The organism is Paenibacillus solani, from assembly GCF_050475945.1.
Taxonomy (GTDB): domain Bacteria; phylum Bacillota; class Bacilli; order Paenibacillales; family Paenibacillaceae; genus Paenibacillus_AQ; species Paenibacillus_AQ solani_A.
Genome location: NZ_JBCMXJ010000010.1, coordinates 173,685 through 193,572 on the forward strand (window position 1 = coordinate 173,685; position 19,888 = coordinate 193,572).

At 46.0% G+C, this 19,888-nt stretch carries 14 protein-coding genes; all 14 read left to right on the forward strand.

The genetic code is table 11. The annotated features are described in order from the left end of the window. The first annotated feature begins 287 nt into the window (after window positions 1-287). The 14 genes from ABEQ74_RS11900 (at window position 288) to ABEQ74_RS11965 (ending at window position 19,729) form a co-directional block, all read left to right on the forward strand. The gene (locus ABEQ74_RS11900) at window positions 288-3,056 is read left to right on the forward strand and encodes an FIMAH domain-containing protein (protein ID WP_430122395.1); all 2,769 of its coding nucleotides are present in this window, start codon (window positions 288-290) and stop codon (window positions 3,054-3,056) included. A 311-nt stretch (window positions 3,057-3,367) separates the two neighbouring features. Then, window positions 3,368-4,276: a carbohydrate ABC transporter permease gene (locus tag ABEQ74_RS11905; protein WP_430122396.1), complete on the forward strand. Its 909-nt coding sequence runs from the start codon at window positions 3,368-3,370 to the stop codon at window positions 4,274-4,276. A 138-nt stretch (window positions 4,277-4,414) separates the two neighbouring features. Beyond that, window positions 4,415-5,236: a carbohydrate ABC transporter permease gene (locus ABEQ74_RS11910; RefSeq protein ID WP_430122397.1), complete on the forward strand. Its 822-nt coding sequence runs from the start codon at window positions 4,415-4,417 to the stop codon at window positions 5,234-5,236. 129 nt (window positions 5,237-5,365) lie between these two features. Further along, the gene (locus ABEQ74_RS11915; RefSeq protein WP_430122398.1) at window positions 5,366-6,727 is read left to right on the forward strand and encodes an ABC transporter substrate-binding protein; all 1,362 of its coding nucleotides are present in this window, start codon (window positions 5,366-5,368) and stop codon (window positions 6,725-6,727) included. A gap of 133 nt (window positions 6,728-6,860) precedes the next feature. After that, entirely contained in the window at window positions 6,861-8,678 is a 1,818-nt protein-coding gene (locus ABEQ74_RS11920) for a sensor histidine kinase (protein WP_430122568.1), read from the forward strand. Then, on the forward strand, window positions 8,650-10,251 hold the full coding sequence (locus ABEQ74_RS11925; RefSeq protein WP_430122399.1) for a response regulator transcription factor: 1,602 nt from the start codon (window positions 8,650-8,652) through the stop codon (window positions 10,249-10,251). Before ABEQ74_RS11920 ends, ABEQ74_RS11925 begins: the two co-directional genes overlap by 29 nt. 32 nt (window positions 10,252-10,283) lie before the next feature. Beyond that, window positions 10,284-12,170 carry a DUF2264 domain-containing protein gene (locus ABEQ74_RS11930; protein ID WP_430122400.1) on the forward strand — a complete coding sequence of 629 codons (1,887 nt, stop codon included), beginning with the start codon at window positions 10,284-10,286 and terminating at the stop codon, window positions 12,168-12,170. 13 nt (window positions 12,171-12,183) lie between these two features. Next, window positions 12,184-13,308: a glycoside hydrolase family 88 protein gene (locus ABEQ74_RS11935; RefSeq protein ID WP_430122569.1), complete on the forward strand. Its 1,125-nt coding sequence runs from the start codon at window positions 12,184-12,186 to the stop codon at window positions 13,306-13,308. A 423-nt stretch (window positions 13,309-13,731) separates the two neighbouring features. Beyond that, on the forward strand, window positions 13,732-14,208 hold the full coding sequence (locus ABEQ74_RS11940; protein ID WP_430122401.1) for a GNAT family N-acetyltransferase: 477 nt from the start codon (window positions 13,732-13,734) through the stop codon (window positions 14,206-14,208). A gap of 652 nt (window positions 14,209-14,860) precedes the next feature. After that, on the forward strand, window positions 14,861-15,097 hold the full coding sequence (locus ABEQ74_RS11945) for a CopG family transcriptional regulator (RefSeq protein WP_430122402.1): 237 nt from the start codon (window positions 14,861-14,863) through the stop codon (window positions 15,095-15,097). 16 nt (window positions 15,098-15,113) lie between these two features. After that, the gene (gene dnaN, locus ABEQ74_RS11950) at window positions 15,114-16,247 is read left to right on the forward strand and encodes a DNA polymerase III subunit beta (protein ID WP_430122403.1); all 1,134 of its coding nucleotides are present in this window, start codon (window positions 15,114-15,116) and stop codon (window positions 16,245-16,247) included. A 368-nt stretch (window positions 16,248-16,615) separates the two neighbouring features. Next, window positions 16,616-17,068: an HIT family protein gene (locus ABEQ74_RS11955; protein ID WP_430122404.1), complete on the forward strand. Its 453-nt coding sequence runs from the start codon at window positions 16,616-16,618 to the stop codon at window positions 17,066-17,068. Between the two features lie 609 nt (window positions 17,069-17,677). Next, the gene (locus ABEQ74_RS11960) at window positions 17,678-18,355 is read left to right on the forward strand and encodes an ArsR/SmtB family transcription factor (protein ID WP_430122405.1); all 678 of its coding nucleotides are present in this window, start codon (window positions 17,678-17,680) and stop codon (window positions 18,353-18,355) included. A 66-nt stretch (window positions 18,356-18,421) separates the two neighbouring features. Further along, window positions 18,422-19,729 (forward strand): MFS transporter, encoded by a 1,308-nt coding sequence (locus ABEQ74_RS11965; RefSeq protein ID WP_430122406.1) that lies wholly within the window; start codon window positions 18,422-18,424, stop codon window positions 19,727-19,729. The last annotated feature ends 159 nt before the right edge of the window (window positions 19,730-19,888 follow it).

The following is a 19,888-nucleotide window of genomic DNA, read 5'->3' on the forward strand; positions in this document are numbered from 1 at the left end:
CTTGATGTTGGAGGATTGCACAGTAGTAGATCACATCGGACACCTTCAGAGAGCGAATGACTGTACAGGCAATAAATTATGGATCATGGTGACATCGATGGTATTGACCATGATCAAGAAGGGGGAATGAGCTAAAATCCGATATCAATCGAGTTCTGGCGCCTGTTCTTTATTGCTTCAGAAAGAAGAACTATAGCATGAGGAGGGGGTAAAAGAAATCGCGTGAATCAGTTGACGAATCAATTTAAAGCGCTTACAAAATTCATAGGAAATGGGGGACTACAGTAATGTCAAAAAGGATCGTGTACGCAAAAAGAAGCACTGTATCCATTCTTTCGCTCATGTTGGTTATGGTTTCGCAATGGTGGCTCACGGCTCCGGCGGAGGCCCGGGTGGACAAAGCGTTCGGCGAGCCGGTCTCCATCGGTTCCCCGATTGAGAATGTAGCTGTCTTTGACGCGACTTTCGGAAAAGAAGATGGCCGAGATGTCATGTATACAACGGTAACTGGCAAGCCCGCCATTTTCCAGGTGGTTGATCTGGTGAGCAAGGAGGTGCTGCGCAAATACAGATTGGAAGGAACCGAGAGCTCTTGGACGCATATCACGCTGCCGGACGGTACAGTCTATATTGGCGGTAATGGCAAGCTGTATACGTATTCGCCTGCAACGAAGGAGCTGCGCGACCTGGGCGGGATCGGCGAGAGTGTCGTATACGGGCTGACGTATGACGAACTGGGCAGAGTATATTTCGGTTCTTATCCGAATGCCAAGGTTGGCCGATACGATCCCTCCACCGGCGAGATGAAGGATTACGGCAACGTAATGCCTGGTCAAAGTTATACCCGAGCCACAGCCTATCATAATGGATACCTGTATGCTGGTATCGGTATTCAGGGTAGCCTTGTAAAGGTGAACGTGGATACGGGAGAGAAGGAACAGATTCCGCTGCCGACATATGGCGGTGCGGTACAGACTGCGCAAGTGTATCAGCTTGATGCGGCAGGCAAATACATCGTAGCTGGCTTGAGCGGCGGGAATAACGCTTTGCTGTTCTATGACACGGAAGCCGGGGATTGGAGCGATACCTATTTTCTGCACAATAAGGGAATTCGCTTATCCTTTGGCGAGCCGGGCAGCAACAAGGTATATTTCGTACAGAACAACCGGTTGATGGAACTCGATTTTATCACGATGGAAGCGGTCGACACAGGAATCGAATATTCCACCTACCTTCGCAATACTGCGTGGGTCGAGATGCCAAACGATCCGGAGCTCCCTGGGAAATCGCTGGCTACCATCATGTGGTCGGGAGCGGTGGCTTACATGAACCTGGAGACGAAGAAGGTCAAGTCGGTTACCTACCCGTTCTCCGGTAATCCGATTCCGATTCAGACGCTGGAGAAAGGGCCGGACGGCAAGCTGTACATGAGCGGTTATCCGGGCGGGAAAGGGGCGGCATATTCCCCGATTTCCGGTGAAATAGAAACCTTCTCTTTAGGGCAGGCGGAAGGGATGGCTGCGCTTGGTGACAAAATGTACTTCGGTCTTTATCCGGGAGGTTATATCTGGGAGCTGGATGTGAACCAGCCGATTCAGGATGGGGTCAATCCCAAAGAGATATATAAAATTCCTCAACAAGACAGACCGTTCGCCATGACGCCGGGCGAAGGCAAGTTGTTTATCGGCACCATTCCAGACTACGGCGAACTTGGCGGATCACTGACCGTGTACAATCCGTCGCTCGGTCCTGAGAACGGTTTTACTGTCTATGAAGATGTTGTGCACAACCAATCGATCGTCGGCCTTGCCATCCGAGACGGCAAACTGTACGGTTCAACGACCGTCGCTGGCGGGCTGGGGATCGATCCGACCGAGACGGCAGCTAAAATCTTTGTATGGGATATCGCCAGTGGAAGAAAGCTTCAAGAATTCGTTCCTGCAATTCCCGGCGCATCCATTCAGCCTGCTATGATTAGCGGACTTAGCTTCGGTCCTGACGGAATGCTCTGGGCAGCAGCGGATGGATTAATCTTCGCGATGGATCCTGAGACAATGGACATTGTGAAGAGCGCCAATATTTATCCGTCCGTATCCAATTATGGAAGATGGCGTCCAGTTCACATCCGGTGGAGCGAGGACGGCTATATGGTTACGACGCTTGCGGGCAGAATAACCGTAGTCGATCCAAATGACCCGGAATCTGCAATCTCGCTGTCGTCAACGCAATTGATGACGCTTGGCGATGACGGGCATATCTACTATTCAGATGATACGTTACTTAATAAAATCGAAGTGACGAAGGGCAACGGAGCCGTACACATCCCGATCGAGCTCCCTCTAATGAACGGAAGCTTTGACCAACCTGCAGATAACGGGGTGATCCCGGGCTGGAGCTCCTTGTTCAATATAACGCCAAACGTGTCTTTTGGGCTAAGTGATGAGCAGACTGTAAGTGGGCCTAGCAGCCTGAAAATAACGGACACTTCCACAACGGAAACGGTAGCGGTCGCATCCGATTCCATTCCCGTAATACCAGGTACAGCGTATTCGGCGAGATTCCAGGTTTACCTGCAGGAAGGACGCACCCTCGCTTCAATGAATTACTATGATGCCAACCATAAGCAAGTGGGCGGGACCTCGCTTCAAATTACAGCAGGCGGTGGTAAATGGCAGCAGCTTGAGATGAACGCCGTCGCTCCGGATAATGCAGCATACGTCAGACTGGTCTTTTTCTGTTCCCAACTTTGGACAACGAAGGCGTATTATGATGATGCATCCATAACCTATATGGAGACGGTCACGCCGGATCAGCTGCCCGAATTGATCCAATCTCGAATCGATCAAGGTGAGATACAACACCCGCTCGCAAAGCAGCTTTCTAATGCAATCCGTCAAGCACTGTTTCACTATGGGAAGGACCGCCCCGAACAAGCGGTTCATCAGTTGGAGAATGCGCTGAAGCATCTGGATCGTTCAGGGGATGGAGACATCCAGGAAGGAACACGGATATACATTCAAAGTGTACTTAACGCGTTCATCCAATCCTGGCATTAATAGATAAACGGATCAATTATAGTTGATCCAATGAAGAGAGCTGGATTTTACCCATCCATGCTCTCTTTTTGTGCGAGCTCAGTTGGCACTTAGCCGCTGAGCTCTTTTTCTCGTTTTGTGAATGTATAATGATCCTCACAAACGCGCAAAAAGTAAAATTTGTTCCAAATCGCACATTTCTATTTCTTATAAGCAGCAGGCGACTTTTTTACAATGAAGGTACAGTGATTTATGAGAAAAGCAGCATCAGGTTCGATCCAAGATTTCAAGCGAACGGGGTGCTAAGCAAAAATGCCCAGGAGGAGAGACGTATGAAACGAACCGACAAATCCGCCCATCTCAGCATGGCAGCAAAGGAGCAAATCGCCGGATATTTATTTGTTGCCCCTTTAATGCTTGGGCTTCTCATTCTGACATTGATACCCGTTATCGGGTCCTTGCTGCTAAGCTTTACGAAATGGAACTTCGTAGCCGGAATGGGTGCAATCAAATTTACAGGACTAAGCAATTTCATCACCTTATTTCATGACAGCGCTTTTATACAAAGCCTGGTGAACAACCTGGTCTTCATTATTACCGTACCGATTACCATGATTGTGGCTTTGGTGCTGTCGGTGCTTATTGACCGGCATGTCTATCTTAAGGATGCTTTTAAGGTTATTTATTTTCTTCCTTATATTTCGAGCATCGTTGCTGTGGCTATGGTCTGGCAGGTTCTGTTTCACCCCTCTCTCGGACCCGTGAACAATATGCTGATGTCCCTTGGCATCGACAATCCGCCGAAATGGCTTGCAGACATTGACTTTGCACTCCCGTCTCTAATGATGATCCAAGTGTGGATCCTGCTCGGGTACAACATCATCATCTATATTGCCGGATTACAATCCATTCCTAAGGATCTATATGAAGCAGCTGAAATTGACGGAGCCAATACATGGGTGAAATTTCGCAGCATTACGCTGCCGTGCATATCGCCAACCACCTTTTTCTTACTGGTGACAGGGATTATCGGTACCTTCAAGATCTTTGATCTGATCCAGGTGCTGACCCAGGGCGGACCCGCCAATTCCACCACCGTCATTGTATATGAGCTGTACGATACGGCCTTCAACCAGCTGAAGACGGGTTACGCTTCCAGCATGGCCTTGATTCTGTTCCTGATCTGTCTGCTGATCACAGGTGCGCAGATGCTGGTTCAGAAGAAATGGGTCAACTATTAGAGGTTGTTCAAAAAGTCATCCTTTGATCACGAAGCAGCACAAGAAGCTTAATCGACATCGAATATTGAATTCAGCCGGAAAGCCTGACTTTTTAAACTCGCACTTTTAAACAAATTTCAATGAGAGGAGAGGTACCCCATGAAATTAAATATATCCAAGTTGATTTGGACCATCGTCATGGCTTTAATCGGTGTCCTGTTCATTCTACCGTTTGTATGGATGTTGTCGACCTCCTTTAAACTCGAAACGGACGTATTCAAATTTCCGATTGAATGGATTCCGGAACATTGGAATGCCGTGGAGAATTACCGAACCGTATGGAGCGGACAGTTTGTACGCTATTACTGGAACTCCATTTATATCACGATAGCTACAACGGTCATCAACGTGTTTGTGTGTGCGCTCGCCGCATATGGCTTCTCCAAACTTCGGTTTCGTGGCAGAGACGGGATGTTTGTGTTAGTTCTTGCCTTGTACATGGTTCCGCCACAAGCCTCCCTGGTACCGCAGTTCCTACTATTCAATTGGATGAATCTGATTGATACCCATACGGGTCTGATTCTGCTCAACAGCTTCAGCATTATCGGAGCATTCATGTTAAAGCAATTTTTTATGGGCGTGAACAACGAATACATCGAGTCCGGCAAAATGGATGGCGCGGGTCATTTCCGCACATTCTGGCAGATCGCCCTTCCGCTGATCCGTCCAGGGGTTGCTACCTATGCCATTCTCCGGTTTATCTGGACATGGAACGACTACCAGTACCCGTTAATCTTCCTGAAATCCAAGGACCTGTTTACGATCCAGCTTGGCATCCGGCTGTTTGGGGACCAATACGGGGATGTGTATTCGCTTATGATGGCTGGTGCAGTATCGGCCATACTGCCTCTGCTGATTATTTTTGCCATCGGTCAGAAGCAGGTCATCGAGGGTATTTCGCTTGGCGGAGTAAAGGGGTGATATAAGTCAAAATAGTTTCGCTTCCGTAAAAATTAGCAACTACGCCTAAAGATCGATCATGATAGGATGATTTTGTAAGCACTTACTTCAATGTATGAACGCAAGCAGTTACATTAGAGGAGGGTCTATATGAAAATCAAAAGAATACCCGCGATGCTGTTCAGCTTATCTTTAGCACTTGTCGTTTCGGCCTGTGGGGGCGGTGGCGGCACGACTTCCGATCCGGCTGCTTCAGGCAGTTCGGGATCAAGCAAGGAAGCAGAACCAACTCCTGTTGTATTGAAATTAAGCACCTGGCAGACGGATGCAAAAGCGCAGTGGAGCAAGATCATACCGGAATTCGAGAAGAAATATCCAAATATCAAGGTGGAGCTGGACCTTCTGAACGAAAAAGGAGATTCACTGGCTTCCATGCAAAAACTGGACCTGATGGCTGCCTCGAACGATCAGCTCGACATCGTTGAACTTCCTTATACGAATTATTCGCAGCGGGCAGATATCGGACTTTTTGAAGCGCTTGATAGCTACATCGAACAAGAGGGTTACCAATACGACGGGGAGTATCTGGTGGATACCAGAGTCAACGGCAAAATATATGCACTCCCATCCTCCATGCAGCGGTGGTTCGTAATTTTGAACAAACCGATGTTAGAAGAAGCCGGTCTGCCGATTCCTACGGATTGGACCTGGAAAGAGTTCGAGGAGTATGCGAAGAAGCTGACCAAGGGAGACGGAGCAGAGAAACGGTACGGCGCTTACCTGCACAATTGGCCTGACTATTTCCAGCTTCAATTGATGAGCAAGCCGTCGGACAACACGTTTCTCAAAGGGGACGGGACGTCCAATGCCAAAGATCCGGTGTTGAAAGCCAATCTGGAGATGATGAAACGGATGATGTATGAGGATAAAAGCGCGAATCCGTACGAAGACATTATTTCGCAAAAATTGGCTTACCGTAATCAATATTTCAACGGGCTTGCCGCCATGCTCCCAATGGGCGACTGGATGGTAGCGGAGTCTGGTGGAACGGATGCCATTCCGGCTACCTTCGAAACCGCATTTGCTCCTCTGCCTAAGCTGGAAGGGGAGAGCAAGCATTACTCCCCGGTTCAACCGACCTATATGGCTGTGGCTGCAAAATCCAAAAACAAAGAGGCTGCTTATCAATTCGTCAGATGGTATACATCCGAGGGACTTGAGATCGGTGGTAGAGTCTTCTCCGGCTGGGCCAAGTCGGACACGGATAAACTGATCGACACAATTGTGGGTTCCTCCAAGGACCCGTCGAAGATAGATGTGGAGTCGTTGAAAAATACGATTCATAACACCGTGCCGGGTTCGGCTCCTGTGCCTGTCAAATATGCCGAGGAAGCAAAAAATGTTGTGATTCCGGAAGCTGAGCTGTATATTCTGAATAAGGACGATCTGGATAAGACGATCGACAGCATCGACCAAAAGATTACCGAGGTCGTGAACAGTAATAAAAATTAGGCTGGTATCCGTAGGATTCAGTAAAAAGCGGTAGTCAGCAGCATTGAATGAAGCAACAGGATAAGAGGATGGTCAAGGGAAAACTCAGGTTTTCCCTATTCCAATTCATTAGGATTTGAGGACTGCATCGGTGATGATTCCCAAATTTTCATTGCGAAAAAAATTGATCTGGTCGGCTTTGCTATGTTTTCTGCTTCCGCTTGGCGGAATCTATGGGCTGACCAATTATTTAACCAAAGACCTTCTGCTGGACCGAGCCATTGTCAGCTCTGAGGATGCCCTGCGAGCGGTTCAATCCGATGTGAACAGCGTTCTGGACCAAACGTTGGAGTTGTCGAACATGGTGCTGATGAATTCGGAGATTAGACAGCAGATTATTGCCAGTCAGAAGCAGGGGTCGCAGGCATACCGGAACGAGACGCTTGTGAGTCACAGCCGATTGATCCGGCTGCTTGATGAGCTGTTTGGACAGCATGACGATTATTATGTCACCATTCTTGGAAAGAACGATTTTACATATACCAACTATGCACACGACGACTTTAACCCGGCACTCTTATACAAGCAGGAGTGGTTCATGAAGATGAATGAAGTTCCCCCGTTCTCCACTTATTGGGTGGGATTGCAGGACAATTATTTTGCTGCGGGCCAGAAGGATTCTTATCTGGTTACGATCGGGCGGCCGATAAGAACGTCCTCTAACAGCATCATCGGATATGTGATTATCAGTGTGAATGAACGCAAAATCCGCAGCCATCTTCAAAGCGGCTCCGGTTCTGATCAGAATATGATGCTGCTGGACGAGGAGGGCATGGTCATCTCCCACTCTGATCCGTCCCTGATCGGAAGCAGAATGACCTGGTGGAATCAGGACCGACCTACACGAACCATTCACATGGAGGGGCAGGAATACGTCTATGCCGAACAGTCCATTCGCCCGAATGATTGGAATCTGGTCAGTTTGATTCCATTATCCTCGGCGGTCTCCAAGTACAAACAAATTTTATTAACCAGCTTTGGACTGCAGGTGCTGTTCTTTACCTTGTTCTGCATTCTTCTGATGGTATTGATCTCGGCATTTACGAAACCGATGAGGGAGCTCAGCAGCTTTATCACCTATATTGGCCGCGGTCGGCTGGATATTCGCTCGGGTATCCGCGGCAGTAATGAGGTGACTCAGCTTGCGAAGACGATTGATCATATGCTGGATCGGATTGAATCGAGTATCGAGCAAATTACGGTGGAGCAGACCAAGAAGCGGAAGGCTGAACTAGAGATGCTGCAGGCTCAGATTAACCCGCATTTTATGTTTAATCTTCTGAACTCGATCAGGCTTAACATCCTGATTGAAGGGGATCAAGAGAATGCCGAATTAATTGCTTCCTTATCTTCCCTGCTTCGTATGACCATTAACCGTGACAACGAATTTATTCCGCTTTATGAAGAGGTGCAGACGGTTCACCACTACATCCGGCTGATGAATTTCCGGCATGCCAACCAGGTGAGACTTGAGGTGAATTATGAGGCAGGCTGCGAGAGGGCATTGGTTCCGCGCTTTATGATTCAACCGATCATTGAAAACGCAATCATTCATGGCTATGAACAATTTGCCGGCGTTATCTTCATTGAAGCGGTCCACATAACCAAACAAGGAGCCAATGACATCAGCATCTCCGTTCGTGACAACGGAATCGGGATGAGTGAGAGCACGCTTCAAATCTTGCGCGCCAATGTGGACCCTGTTCAGGAGGAGAGCGCGTCTCCTGCCAAAAAAGGATTCTCCGGCATTGGCGTCAAGAATGTATTCCAGCGTCTTCGTCTAATCTACGGGACTAGCGCCCAACTGGAGATTCACAGTGAAGAAGATATAGGAACAAACATCACGTTAAGGTTTCCATTCGAAGTGGAGAGAGGTGAACTGGATGTTGACGGCGATTCTGGTGGACGATGATTACCCTGTTGTACGTTATTTGTCACAGAGCATTGCGTGGAAGGAACTGGACATTGAGCTGATCGGCTGTTACTCGAACGGTTTGGAGGCTTGGGAGGATGCGAAGGGCAAGCAGCCTGACATTATCATCACAGATATCGGGATGCCCAAGATGAACGGCCTGGAGATGCTTGAAAAGTTCAATGAAGCGAACCCAAAGTTTCGGGCAGTGATTCTATCCTGCCATAACGAATTTCATTATGCGCAGCAAGCCATGAAACTGAAAGTGAACGATTATATCCTGAAAGAAAGCCTGAATGTGGATCAGCTTCAACAACTGCTGCATACCATGGCCGCTGATTTGAACGCGGAAAAGCATAAAGCGGCAGAAGTCATGATGTATATGCACAAAGAATCACTCAACCGACCCGCATTGAAAGATAAACTGCTGAAGGATACGCTGTACCAGCTATCCTGGACCAAGGAAGCGTGGATTAAGCAGGCCCGGATGTACGGGGTCGACCTTAAGGCGAGATGTTACTTCCCGTTCGTTGTTTCTATCGACCGCATGCCTGAAGTATCACGGACACGCCAAATGAACGATTATACGATTGCATTTGCGGTCGAGAACGTACTGCAGGAAGTACTCGATTCGATGCATCGCAGCGTCATTTTCCATTTCAGCAACAAAGAACTGGTTGTGCTGGTATGCTGCGAGGATCCTGCCAAGGAACAGCAGCTGCTGTATTATTCTCTTCAGCGGGCCATAACGGCGGTAAAACAATATTTAAAAATATCGGTCACCTGTTTGTTAGGAAGAGAAACTGTAGGACCTGAAGAGCTCCGAATGGTATTAATGCCGATGCTCAAGGAATGGAGCCATCGCTTCTACCTGGAGGAGTCCAGCATCTGCCGGTTCGAGAAGAACTCCTTCGCCAGCGGGGATATGTATGACGATTATGCCACATTCTTCTCGCGAATCAATGATACCTTGGCCTTAAACCGGCCGGAGCATTTGGAGGAGATTGTCAAGGATTGGGCGGCATGGGTGGAGGCGAACCGGTTTCCTCCAGCGGATGTGAAGGAATGGGTGCTGCAGCTGCTTATGGATTTACAGATGAAAACGAAAGTGACGCTGCAGGTTCAGGATAGCATAACCGAAGAGAAGCTGTATGACGTGATCAACGACATTCATTCCATGCAGCATCTGCGGAGCTGGATCGTGGTCTATCTGACAGAGCTATCCCGCAGATTAAGTGTATTATCCATTCGCTCCAAGCGTTCAGAGATCATTCGGGCACAGAAATATGTCATTCAGCACGTGACCGAGAAGCTGACGCTTGAAGAGATGGCAGGTTATTTGAATCTGAATTCAAGTTACTTCAGCCGCCTGTTTAAACGTGAAACCAACCAGAATTTTATCGAATATGTCAATATGGTCAAACTTCAAAAGGCGAAGCAACTGCTTCAGCAGTCCAATAAGACGGTAGAGGAGATATCGGATTATCTGGGTTATGCCAACAAGAGTTATTTTATCAAATTGTTCAAGCGGGAGATCGGCATGACGCCGAGCGAGTTTACGTCTTGGAATTGATTGATGGCGAATAAGAGAAAGGAAGCGAGACCATGGAGCAGACAACTGGAGCGTTGCAAGGCAATGCACTTCGTACGAAAGGTGATTTGCAGAAAGCCGTCCTGGATATGCTGGAGCCCATCAAGCTGCATTTCACGCCGGGAAACGCAGGACTGATACTCGGATCTACTGCAGCCATACATAATGAAGCCATCGCGCTGATGGAGTCGTTTGCCAGGCCGCTATGGGGGCTGATTCCGCACGCCGGCGGGGGTGGCGAATCGGATTTATGGCTCCGGTATCTGAAAGGGATCGTGAACGGTACGGACCCGGGGCATGCCGAATATTGGGGAGACTTCGTGACCCAGGATCAGCGGATGGTTGAGCAGGCGGTGTTCGGATTGGGACTGGCGCTTGCTCCGCATAAGCTGTGGGAGCCGCTGCAGGAGGAGGAGAAGCTGCGACTGCACCGCTGGCTCAATCAGATCAATCTGGTGGACCATTCCAATCCGAATAATTGGCTGATGTTTACCGTGCTGGTTAATATGGGTTTCAAGAAGGTAGGCATGCCTTATGATCAGGCCATCATGGATGAATATTTGGATATGATCGATACCTACTATTTGGGTGATGGATGGTATTCCGACGGCAAGACGGACCAGCGCGATTATTACATTCCGTTTGCGATGCATTTCTACACGCTGATTTATGCAAAGCTGATGGAGCAGGATGATCCCAAGCGTGCTTTGATGTACAAGGAGCGGGCAAAGACGTTTGCCGAACAGTTCATTTATTGGTTTGCCGAGGACGGAAGCAGTCTTCCCTTCGGACGCAGCCAGACTTACCGCTTCGCCCAGGTCTCCTTCTGGTGTGCGCTTGTATATGCCGGTGTTGAGCCATTCTCCCTCGGCGTGATCAAAGGGATCATTATGAGGCATTTACGTTGGTGGTTTGACCAGCCCATTTTTACGACAGACGGTCTGTTAAGCATCGGGTATGCTTACCCCAACCTGGTGATGGGGGAGAGTTATAATGCTCCGGGATCTCCGTACTGGGCGTTTAAATCATTTCTGATACTGGATTTGCCTGACGATCACCCGTTCTGGAGCGTGGAGGAAGAGCCCTTGCCAAGTTTGAAAGCGGTGTCAGTTCAGCCTCATGCCAGAATGCTGATATGCAAGCCGGAGAATGATGGCCATATTACGGCTTTGGCATCCGGGCAGATGGCGAATTTCGAGATGGCGCACAGTGCAGCTAAATATGCCAAATTCGCCTACTCTACACGCTTTGGTTTCAGTGTTCCTAAAGGGTACTATGGTCTCGGAGAAGGGGCTTATGATTCGATGCTTGCCCTGAGCGAATGCGACGAGCATTATCGCGTGCGGCGTTTTTGCGAGGAATTCCGAATTGAAGAGTCGCATGTTTATTCCAGATGGCTCCCTTGGCATGACGTTGAAATACGGACATGGCTGATTCCTGCTGGACTGTGGCATGTGCGGATTCACCGTATTCGTTCAGACCGGCCCCTGACTGCCGCAGAGGGCGGATTCGCCGTCGGAAGGATGACGGATTTTGCTCTAAATGAGACGGAAGCGGTCAGGGCAGAAGCCGACCGGATCGCCGCGATGATGCCTGGGGGAATCAGCGGCATTGTGAATGTGCAGGGATACGGTGGAGCCATTATTGTCTACCCGGAAGCCAATACGAACCTGCTCAAACCGAGAACGATGATCCCAACATTAACTGCCCGGCTGGAACCGGGAGAACATGTGCTGATCTCGGCCGTATACGGTGCTTCCAACTGTGAAGAGAATCGTATAGGCTGTGATTTTCCTCCCGCCGTGGAGTGCAGCCATGAAGGGAAAATCTCGGTTACAGATCCGAGGAACGGAAGCGTCCGATTTTGTTTGGACTTGTCGCACTTAACACACAAGGGGTAAGAGGAGGATGAATATGTGGAAAGGCGCCATCGAGGATGCGATGCAGAAAATAAAGCAAAACATAGTGAAGCATCCGGGAAAATTGCCTCATATTATCGAGGGACAGCAATATGAGTGGGGAGATAATAACGACTGGATCGAAGGATTCTATGTCGGCATGATATGGCTTGCTTACGAATATGGACAGGACCCCTTTTATAAGGAGGCGGCCGAGTCGTATCTGGCCCATTTCAAGGAACGGCTGGACCGGCACGTCGCTTTGGACCACCATGACATCGGTTTTCTATATTCCCTGTCTGCGGTAGCGCAGTGGCGTGTAACGGGAAGTGAAACCGCCCGGACTGTAGCATTGCAGGCGGCAGATACCTTGTTGGCGCGATGGCGTCCCCATATGGAGATTATTCAGGCGTGGGGACAAGCGGATGATCCCGAGAACGGGGGACGGATCATTATTGATTGTCTATTGAATCTTCCGCTGTTGTTCTGGGCTCATGAGCAGACAGGTGATGCCAAATATTACGATGTTGCCATGAAACACGCTTTGCAGAGCCAGAAGTTTCTGGTACGGGGAGACGGCTCTTCCTACCATACGTTTTACTTTGATGTTAACAATGGACAAGCGATTCGCGGTGGAACCCATCAAGGGTACCAAGACGGATCGACCTGGACGCGCGGTCAGGCCTGGGGGATTTACGGATTTGCGCTCGCCTACCGGTATACAAAGCATGAGGACTTTTTGGACACGGCCAAACGTCTTGCCCGTTATTTCATCGGACATATGGCGGCGGATGCGGTTGTTTACTGGGATTTCGATGTGCCGATTGAGGAGAGCACTCCTCGCGACAGCTCGGCTTCGGCTATTACGGCATGCGGCCTGTTGGAACTGCTGGAGCTGATCGAAGACCGTGACCCGGACCGGTTGCTGTTCGAAGATGCCTTGCATCGCAGCATGAAGGCATTGGTGGAGCATTATTCAACGATGGATCTGCCGGATGCGGAGGGGCTGTTGAAGCACGGCTCCTACCATGTGAGAGGGGACCGGGCACCGGATGATTATATGATCTGGGGAGATTATTATTATTTGGAAGCCCTGGTTCGGCTCGAACAAGGAATTAAGGGCTATTGGTATGAAGTATAAGCGGAAAATAGCATAACGGTGATGTGAAAACCTCTGTGGGCGACCAATTGCGTGCAGAGGTTTTTCAGCATGAATGAGGTTAAAACAGCAATTGCCAAAGAGTAAAACTCGTGCGGTATCCGTCAAATTTGTTCATTATATCTGTATTTAACTTTATTACATTTCCCGATATGATTTGATCGACGGCGGCAGATGCCCTTTTGCTAACTATCAGACAAGATACACTTACAAAAAAATAAAACCGGCACAATTATGTGCCGATTAACCGATTGTCATATGCCAAAAAGGATACCCTAAAAATGCCATGGATACATAATAGTATATAAAAAAATCCAACATAAGTCTATTAATTTTTTGGTGAAAACTGTAAGTTATACATGCGACCGCGGCGCAAAACCTGGATCTATGAAGGAGACGATCTGCATGATTACCCTTAGAAAAATAACGCTGGAAAATCGACGCGCCATATTTAACTTGGAAGTTTCCGAAGAACAACGGCGTTTCGTTGCGTCCAATCTGTCAAGCGTGGCTTCGTGCTATGTCCTTGCTATCAACGGTGGACATCCACTTCCGTTTGCCATTTACTCCGATGAGCAGCCTGTCGGTTTTGTTATGTTGACTTATGGAATTACCGGATATGACCTCCCATCAATCGCACACGACAGCTATTGTATCTTACGACTGATGATTGACAAGCAATTTCAGAACCAAGGCTACGGTCGAGAAGCTATGAACAAAATCTTGGAATTTATACGCACCTATCCGGCTGGGCCTGCACATTACTGCTGGATTTCTTATAAGGCAGATAACTTGCCCGCTAAAAAACTTTATGAAAGCCTCGGGTTCCGTGACAATGGCGAAATCATTGGAGACGAACTAATAACCGTGTTGACACTCTGATTTTTATTGGAAACTCAACGACGAATTGAAAGACGGCAGCGAGGCTATAAAAGAGATTAATCGTTGTTTTTCATTACTGCAGGCACCGTTGTGCTACGTTGTATAGAACATATTATACCTAATGGGATGTGATAGAGGTCGAAGTTGGTCCAGTTGCTTTCGTTTACGAATATCAACCAACGAAAACCAACTATATTTATGGAGATACTCACTCAGTAGGAGTTACATTTGAATGTAAGTTGAAACCAGGATCGATTCCCAAACTTCCTGAAAATTCAGACACTCATCAGAGTGGAGTCAAGTGGATCCCTATTTCGGAGTTACATTCTATTCAACTGTATCCAGAAATTAATAAAGATATTGTGGATTTCTTTAGTGGTGAACGTTACCGCAATTATGTTGAGGAATATGATATTCAACTGAGCAAGACATTGGAATAACTAAAACATAAAGAAGAGAAGGCAGCTGATCAGAGCGATCAGCTGCCTTTTTATGCAAACGAACAGGGAAGTAGAATTGTAGTTTTCTAAACTTAGATAGCCCACTCATCATTTGAAAAAAATTGCCAGCTCGAAATTGATGTGATAAAATGAAAGTAAGTCATTTTGAAAAAAGTTACTTAAATCAAAATCGCGAAGGAAGAGGGAACGGATTGAGCGATAATAACATAAAAATAGGTGTATCCAATAAGGAAGGTCAACTAGGTTTTTTGTTCTCAAGAGGTGGTCTGAGAGAGGGAGCGGGTAGAAAGAGTATAGGCATTACTAAGAAAGTATCATTAACCTTAACAGATGATATGTGGGAGAGACTTGAAAAGGAGTGTATGAACAACAATCAATCCCGTTCGCAGGTCATCCGCAATATGATTGAATCTTTTTATTCAAATTAATTTATTTGGAAGATAGGTGGAACCTTTGCTAATCGATATAAGAAAGGATTCTCTTATTAACGTTCTGCAACTTGTATTAAAAGCTGTATCACATAACAACCTAATACCCGTTTTAGCAGGCATATGTATAGAGGTACATACAACCGAAATAGTGTTTACGACAAGTAACACAAGTATGACAATACAGTATAGGGTTTCCCAGGACAGTGATTCATTGATTATATATAGAACAGGTGGAATTGTTGTACCAGCACGGTATTTTATTGAAGTCATTCGCAAACTTAACGAGGGGTTAATTATATTTGAGGTTAATCAAGGTTTAATTCTCACAATTATATCTGGTAGTTCACAGATTCGGTTACAAGGTATGGACCCTGGCGAATTTCCGTCCATTAATAAAGATTACCCTATGAATGCTAAGTTTAGAATAAACAATTCTTTACTGAAATCAACAATTAGGCAGGTGGCAATTGCAGCTTCATCGTCCGAAGCGAGACCGGTGTTGACGGGAGTTTCGTTCGATTATAACAATGATTATCTGAGATTAGTTGTTACTGATGGAATTCGCCTTGCTTCTCGAACTATTTATACCGAAAATAATTGGAACAACAATACAAAAATTTTGATCCCGGCCCAAAATCTATATGAAATATCAAAACTCTTGAAAAATGATGATGATACAACTGAGATTGTTACGTTTGCAAATCAAGTCAGATTTACTACGAATGAACTAAAAATTGATTCTGTTCTAATTGATGGTGTCTTTCCATCAATAATGAATATAATCCCTAAAGGTTATATATCTGAAGTTTTACTTGAATCAAATCTTTTGTTACGTGCTGTGGAATGCGTCTCTGTATTAGCGGGTGAAAGTATAATAAAATTAGCGACAACTACATGTGCCTTAGCACTGTTTTCTCAGACAGCCGATATCGGGGAGATCCAAAATGAGATACCCTTAATTGAAATGGAGGGGGAGGATTTTAACATCTCCCTTAACGGAAAGCTTTTAGTTGATCTACTCCGATCCATTGAAAGTGAGAAGATCAGAATTAGGTTTACTGGAAAAGTAAGTCCCATAATCCTAATACCTGAAGATATCGATTCATCCACCCTTTTTTTAATTACACCAGTACGAACACATAATTAATTATTGGTTTCAATTAGATCATCATCATACTACATCTCTATCTCCTACAGATTAAATGCTGTTTTAAACTAACGGAAACGTTAGTTTCATAGAAGAAAGGAGTACGTGATCGGCTGTTTTTATCCAACTAAAGGGCTGTCGATGTCGATGGATAGGAGCATAATCCTTTTGTAAGTCGCAAAAATAGTGGCTTTTTTGTTTTATCGGTACAAGTTCTTATCCCGAGTAGGCCATTTACCGATTAGACAAGTATCAAGCTATGTTTCGATCCAATTTCATTAAGTAATGGGCAGAATAACGCAACGAACAGAGGTTGCCAGCGTCTATAATCTCAATGTGAAAAATGTGAAGGGATTGAATTAGAAACAATGAAAACATATTCTCATATGCCTGAAGGATACGAATGCCCGTTTTGCCCTGTTAATATGGGTACTAAACAGAGAGAGATCATTTATCAGAATGAATATGTAACCGCATTTATAGCGAGCAAATGGTGGCCTAACAATAAAGGACATGTTCTTGTTGTTCCTAATCAACATTTCGAGAACATTTTTGAACTCCCTGGGGATTATGCTATTGAAATTCACCGCGCGGCTCAGCTTACAGCGTTTGCAATGAAAAGTACATATAGATGTGATGGGATTTCTACGCGGCAACATAATGAGCCTGCTGGCAATCAGGACGTGTGGCATTATCATCTCCATGTTTATCCTAGATATGTGAATGATCAACTTTATCTGACAAAGGGTTCTCAGACCGATCCGGATGAACGCGCTTACTATGCTGATAGGTTGCGTGCTTGGATAAATGAAAACATTTAAGATTTAGGAGAAGCGATTGATTAACCTAATAGAGGATCGAGCTGAGATTACGTGGGCCTTACAAGAGGATTGGGGAAAAATAGTACAGGAGCCGCTTCGCGAGTTGGCTCCTTTTTATTTCATTGAAGTATCTAGTAGGTTAGCTGGATAGGAATGAAGAGCTAATTAAAAGTTAAGTATGTCAACTTCAATTTAATAAGCGACTTACGGAGGGGCTCCTGATATTTATTCGGTAGCACCGTCACAAATGAAACAAGCGGTTCATCAATTGGAGAATGCCCTGAAGCATCTGGATCGTTCAGGGGATAGAGACATCCAGGAAGGAACCCTGATATATATCCAAAGCGTAATCCGTGCGTTCATCCAATCCTGGAGTTAATCGGCAGAATGTTATATATGAATGAACTAATTGAAGAAGCCGTGTGTTTTACGCGGTTTGTTTTTTGTGTAATAGGAGAGCTTGCACCATTGTGTGCGGTTTTTTTGTACTAGAAATTATAATTATAGGCTGCCTGTTCATATCAAAGATATTTATTAAGTTGACACAAGATGGAATTGAAAATAAACTATTCAAGAAATCAATTGAATAAAATCCGAGGTGTTGGAACGATGAATGAGAGAGATTTTAAGGATAATTTATATAAGGAATTTACGCGAATTGGTAAATGTCTTTCAAGTCCCAAACGATTAGAAATCCTAGAAATCTTAACACAAGGACCAAAATCTGTTGAAGCTTTATCGAAAATCACTTCCATGTCTATAGCTAATGTCTCTCAGCATCTCCAAACTCTCCATCATGCTAAATTAGTAGTGTTTAAGAAACGAGGAAATTTTGTTATTTATGAACTTGCAGATCCTGCAGTTTTACACTTTTTAGATTCCTTATATAGGTTATCTGAGAAACAGCTTTTTGAAGTGCAGCATATCAAGAATAAATTTTTGGATCAGCTATCGGATATAGAAGAAATATCATTGGAAGAACTCTTGAGCCGCAGGGAAGCAGGAGAAGTGACGCTTATTGATGTCCGACCCAAGGATGAATTTGAAGCTGCACACATTCCAGGTGCTATTTCAATACCGATTGAAGAGTTAGCTGAACAGTTAGATTCATTACCAGTAAAGTCTAAGATTGTAGCGTATTGCAGAGGCCCGTACTGTCTAATGTCTGTAAAGGCAATTGAGTTATTAAAATCTAGAGGGTTGGATGCAGCTCGATTCAGCATGAGGGTTCAAGACTGGAATACTATTATAACCAAGCCAACTGGTGAGAAGGAGGTTATCGGGTAAACCAAGAGCGGTCAGAAATCAATTTAAATTCATACAGTTGGTTACTGTGGAAGGATGTCGGGACTAATGACTTTAAATAAGGACCTTAAGAAGCTGCCAGCATCTATACAGGGCTATGTTGATTCACCAGAAAAACAACGTAAATTATATCGGCGGACATTAACCACCGTCATCATATCCCAAATTTTTGGAGGTGCCGGTCTCGCGGCGGGAATTACCGTGGGAGCACTTTTGGCTCAAGACATGCTCGGAACTGACAGTTTTACGGGTGTTCCAACAGCTCTATTTACGTTAGGTTCAGCTGCTGCGGCCTTTCTTGTTGGCCGTCTTTCCCAGCGATATGGACGGAATTTGGGATTGGGCATGGGATTTCTAGCGGGAAGTTTAGGAGCAATTGGTGTCGTGTTTGCTGCCATGACAAATAGCCTTATACTGCTATTAATATCTCTATTGATATATGGCGGAGGAACGGCAACCAATTTACAAGCACGTTATGCAGGGACCGACCTCGCAAACTCAAAGCAACGGGCAACTGCAGCCAGTACAGCGATGGTGTTTACTACATTTGGTGCAGTGGCAGGTCCAAATTTAGTGAACGTCACTGGTGATTTAGCACTCTCATTGGGTATCCCCAGTTTAGCCGGCCCATTTTTACTGGCAGCGGCGGCTTACGGTCTCGCGGGAATTGTTTTACTTGTCTTTTTGCGTCCCGATCCTTTGTTGGTAGCTAATGCGATTGCTCTTCATAGAAAGGACGATGATAATGCCTCTTCATTAAAGGAAGAAGTTAATCAAAGAGCAGAAAAGAGAGGAATCACTCTTGGCGCAATAGTTATGATCTTAACGCAAATTGTTATGGTAGCCATCATGACAATGACGCCCGTACATATGAGACACCATGGGCATGGACTTAGCGAAGTGGGCCTTGTCATTGGGTTTCATGTCGGCTCGATGTATTTACCATCCCTTGTTACTGGTGTTCTGGTAGATAAGATTGGTCGTACAGCGATGGCAGTTGCTTCTGGAATTACACTTCTGCTTGCAGGGATCGTGGCTGCAGTTGCCCCAACGGATTCCTTGGTCGTCTTGATCGTTGCCCTATCTCTTCTAGGATTAGGATGGAACTTTGGATTGATAAGTGGAACTGCGATAATTGTGGATGCAACAACTCCAGCAAATCGCGCTAAAACACAAGGGTCAGTTGATGTATTAATTGCTTTAGCAGGTGCATCAGGTGGTGCCATCTCTGGTATGGTGGTAGCTCAATCCAGTTACGCCATGCTTACCGTTTCCGGAGGTATACTTTCCTTATTACTTATCCCGATTATATTGTGGCGACGTCAAGAAAAAAGCGAAAACCAATTCTCTCTATAATGTGAGAAAAACCGACTCTCATGAAATAGTCGGTTTTTTTGTACGATCACATTACTCATGCTTTGTTGTCTTCAACGTTATAATCCGGCGACTGCGCATTGCATGGGAGGGGGGGACCAACGGCGGTAGAATTCAAATGAATTTGAGGAATGCTCGTGA

What these genes read in the sequence shown, in the direction of transcription:
- ABEQ74_RS11900 (WP_430122395.1), top strand. Translation starts at nt 288, where the DNA reads ATGTCAAAAAGGATCGTGTACGCAAAAAGAAGCACTGTATCCATTCTT.
- ABEQ74_RS11905 (WP_430122396.1), top strand. Translation starts at nt 3,368, where the DNA reads ATGAAACGAACCGACAAATCCGCCCATCTCAGCATGGCAGCAAAGGAG.
- ABEQ74_RS11910 (WP_430122397.1), top strand. Translation starts at nt 4,415, where the DNA reads ATGAAATTAAATATATCCAAGTTGATTTGGACCATCGTCATGGCTTTA.
- ABEQ74_RS11915 (WP_430122398.1), top strand. Translation starts at nt 5,366, where the DNA reads ATGAAAATCAAAAGAATACCCGCGATGCTGTTCAGCTTATCTTTAGCA.
- ABEQ74_RS11920 (WP_430122568.1), top strand. Translation starts at nt 6,861, where the DNA reads ATGATTCCCAAATTTTCATTGCGAAAAAAATTGATCTGGTCGGCTTTG.
- ABEQ74_RS11925 (WP_430122399.1), top strand. Translation starts at nt 8,650, where the DNA reads ATGTTGACGGCGATTCTGGTGGACGATGATTACCCTGTTGTACGTTAT.
- ABEQ74_RS11930 (WP_430122400.1), top strand. Translation starts at nt 10,284, where the DNA reads ATGGAGCAGACAACTGGAGCGTTGCAAGGCAATGCACTTCGTACGAAA.
- ABEQ74_RS11935 (WP_430122569.1), top strand. Translation starts at nt 12,184, where the DNA reads ATGTGGAAAGGCGCCATCGAGGATGCGATGCAGAAAATAAAGCAAAAC.
- ABEQ74_RS11940 (WP_430122401.1), top strand. Translation starts at nt 13,732, where the DNA reads ATGATTACCCTTAGAAAAATAACGCTGGAAAATCGACGCGCCATATTT.
- ABEQ74_RS11955 (WP_430122404.1), top strand. Translation starts at nt 16,616, where the DNA reads ATGAAAACATATTCTCATATGCCTGAAGGATACGAATGCCCGTTTTGC.
- ABEQ74_RS11960 (WP_430122405.1), top strand. Translation starts at nt 17,678, where the DNA reads ATGAATGAGAGAGATTTTAAGGATAATTTATATAAGGAATTTACGCGA.
- ABEQ74_RS11965 (WP_430122406.1), top strand. Translation starts at nt 18,422, where the DNA reads ATGACTTTAAATAAGGACCTTAAGAAGCTGCCAGCATCTATACAGGGC.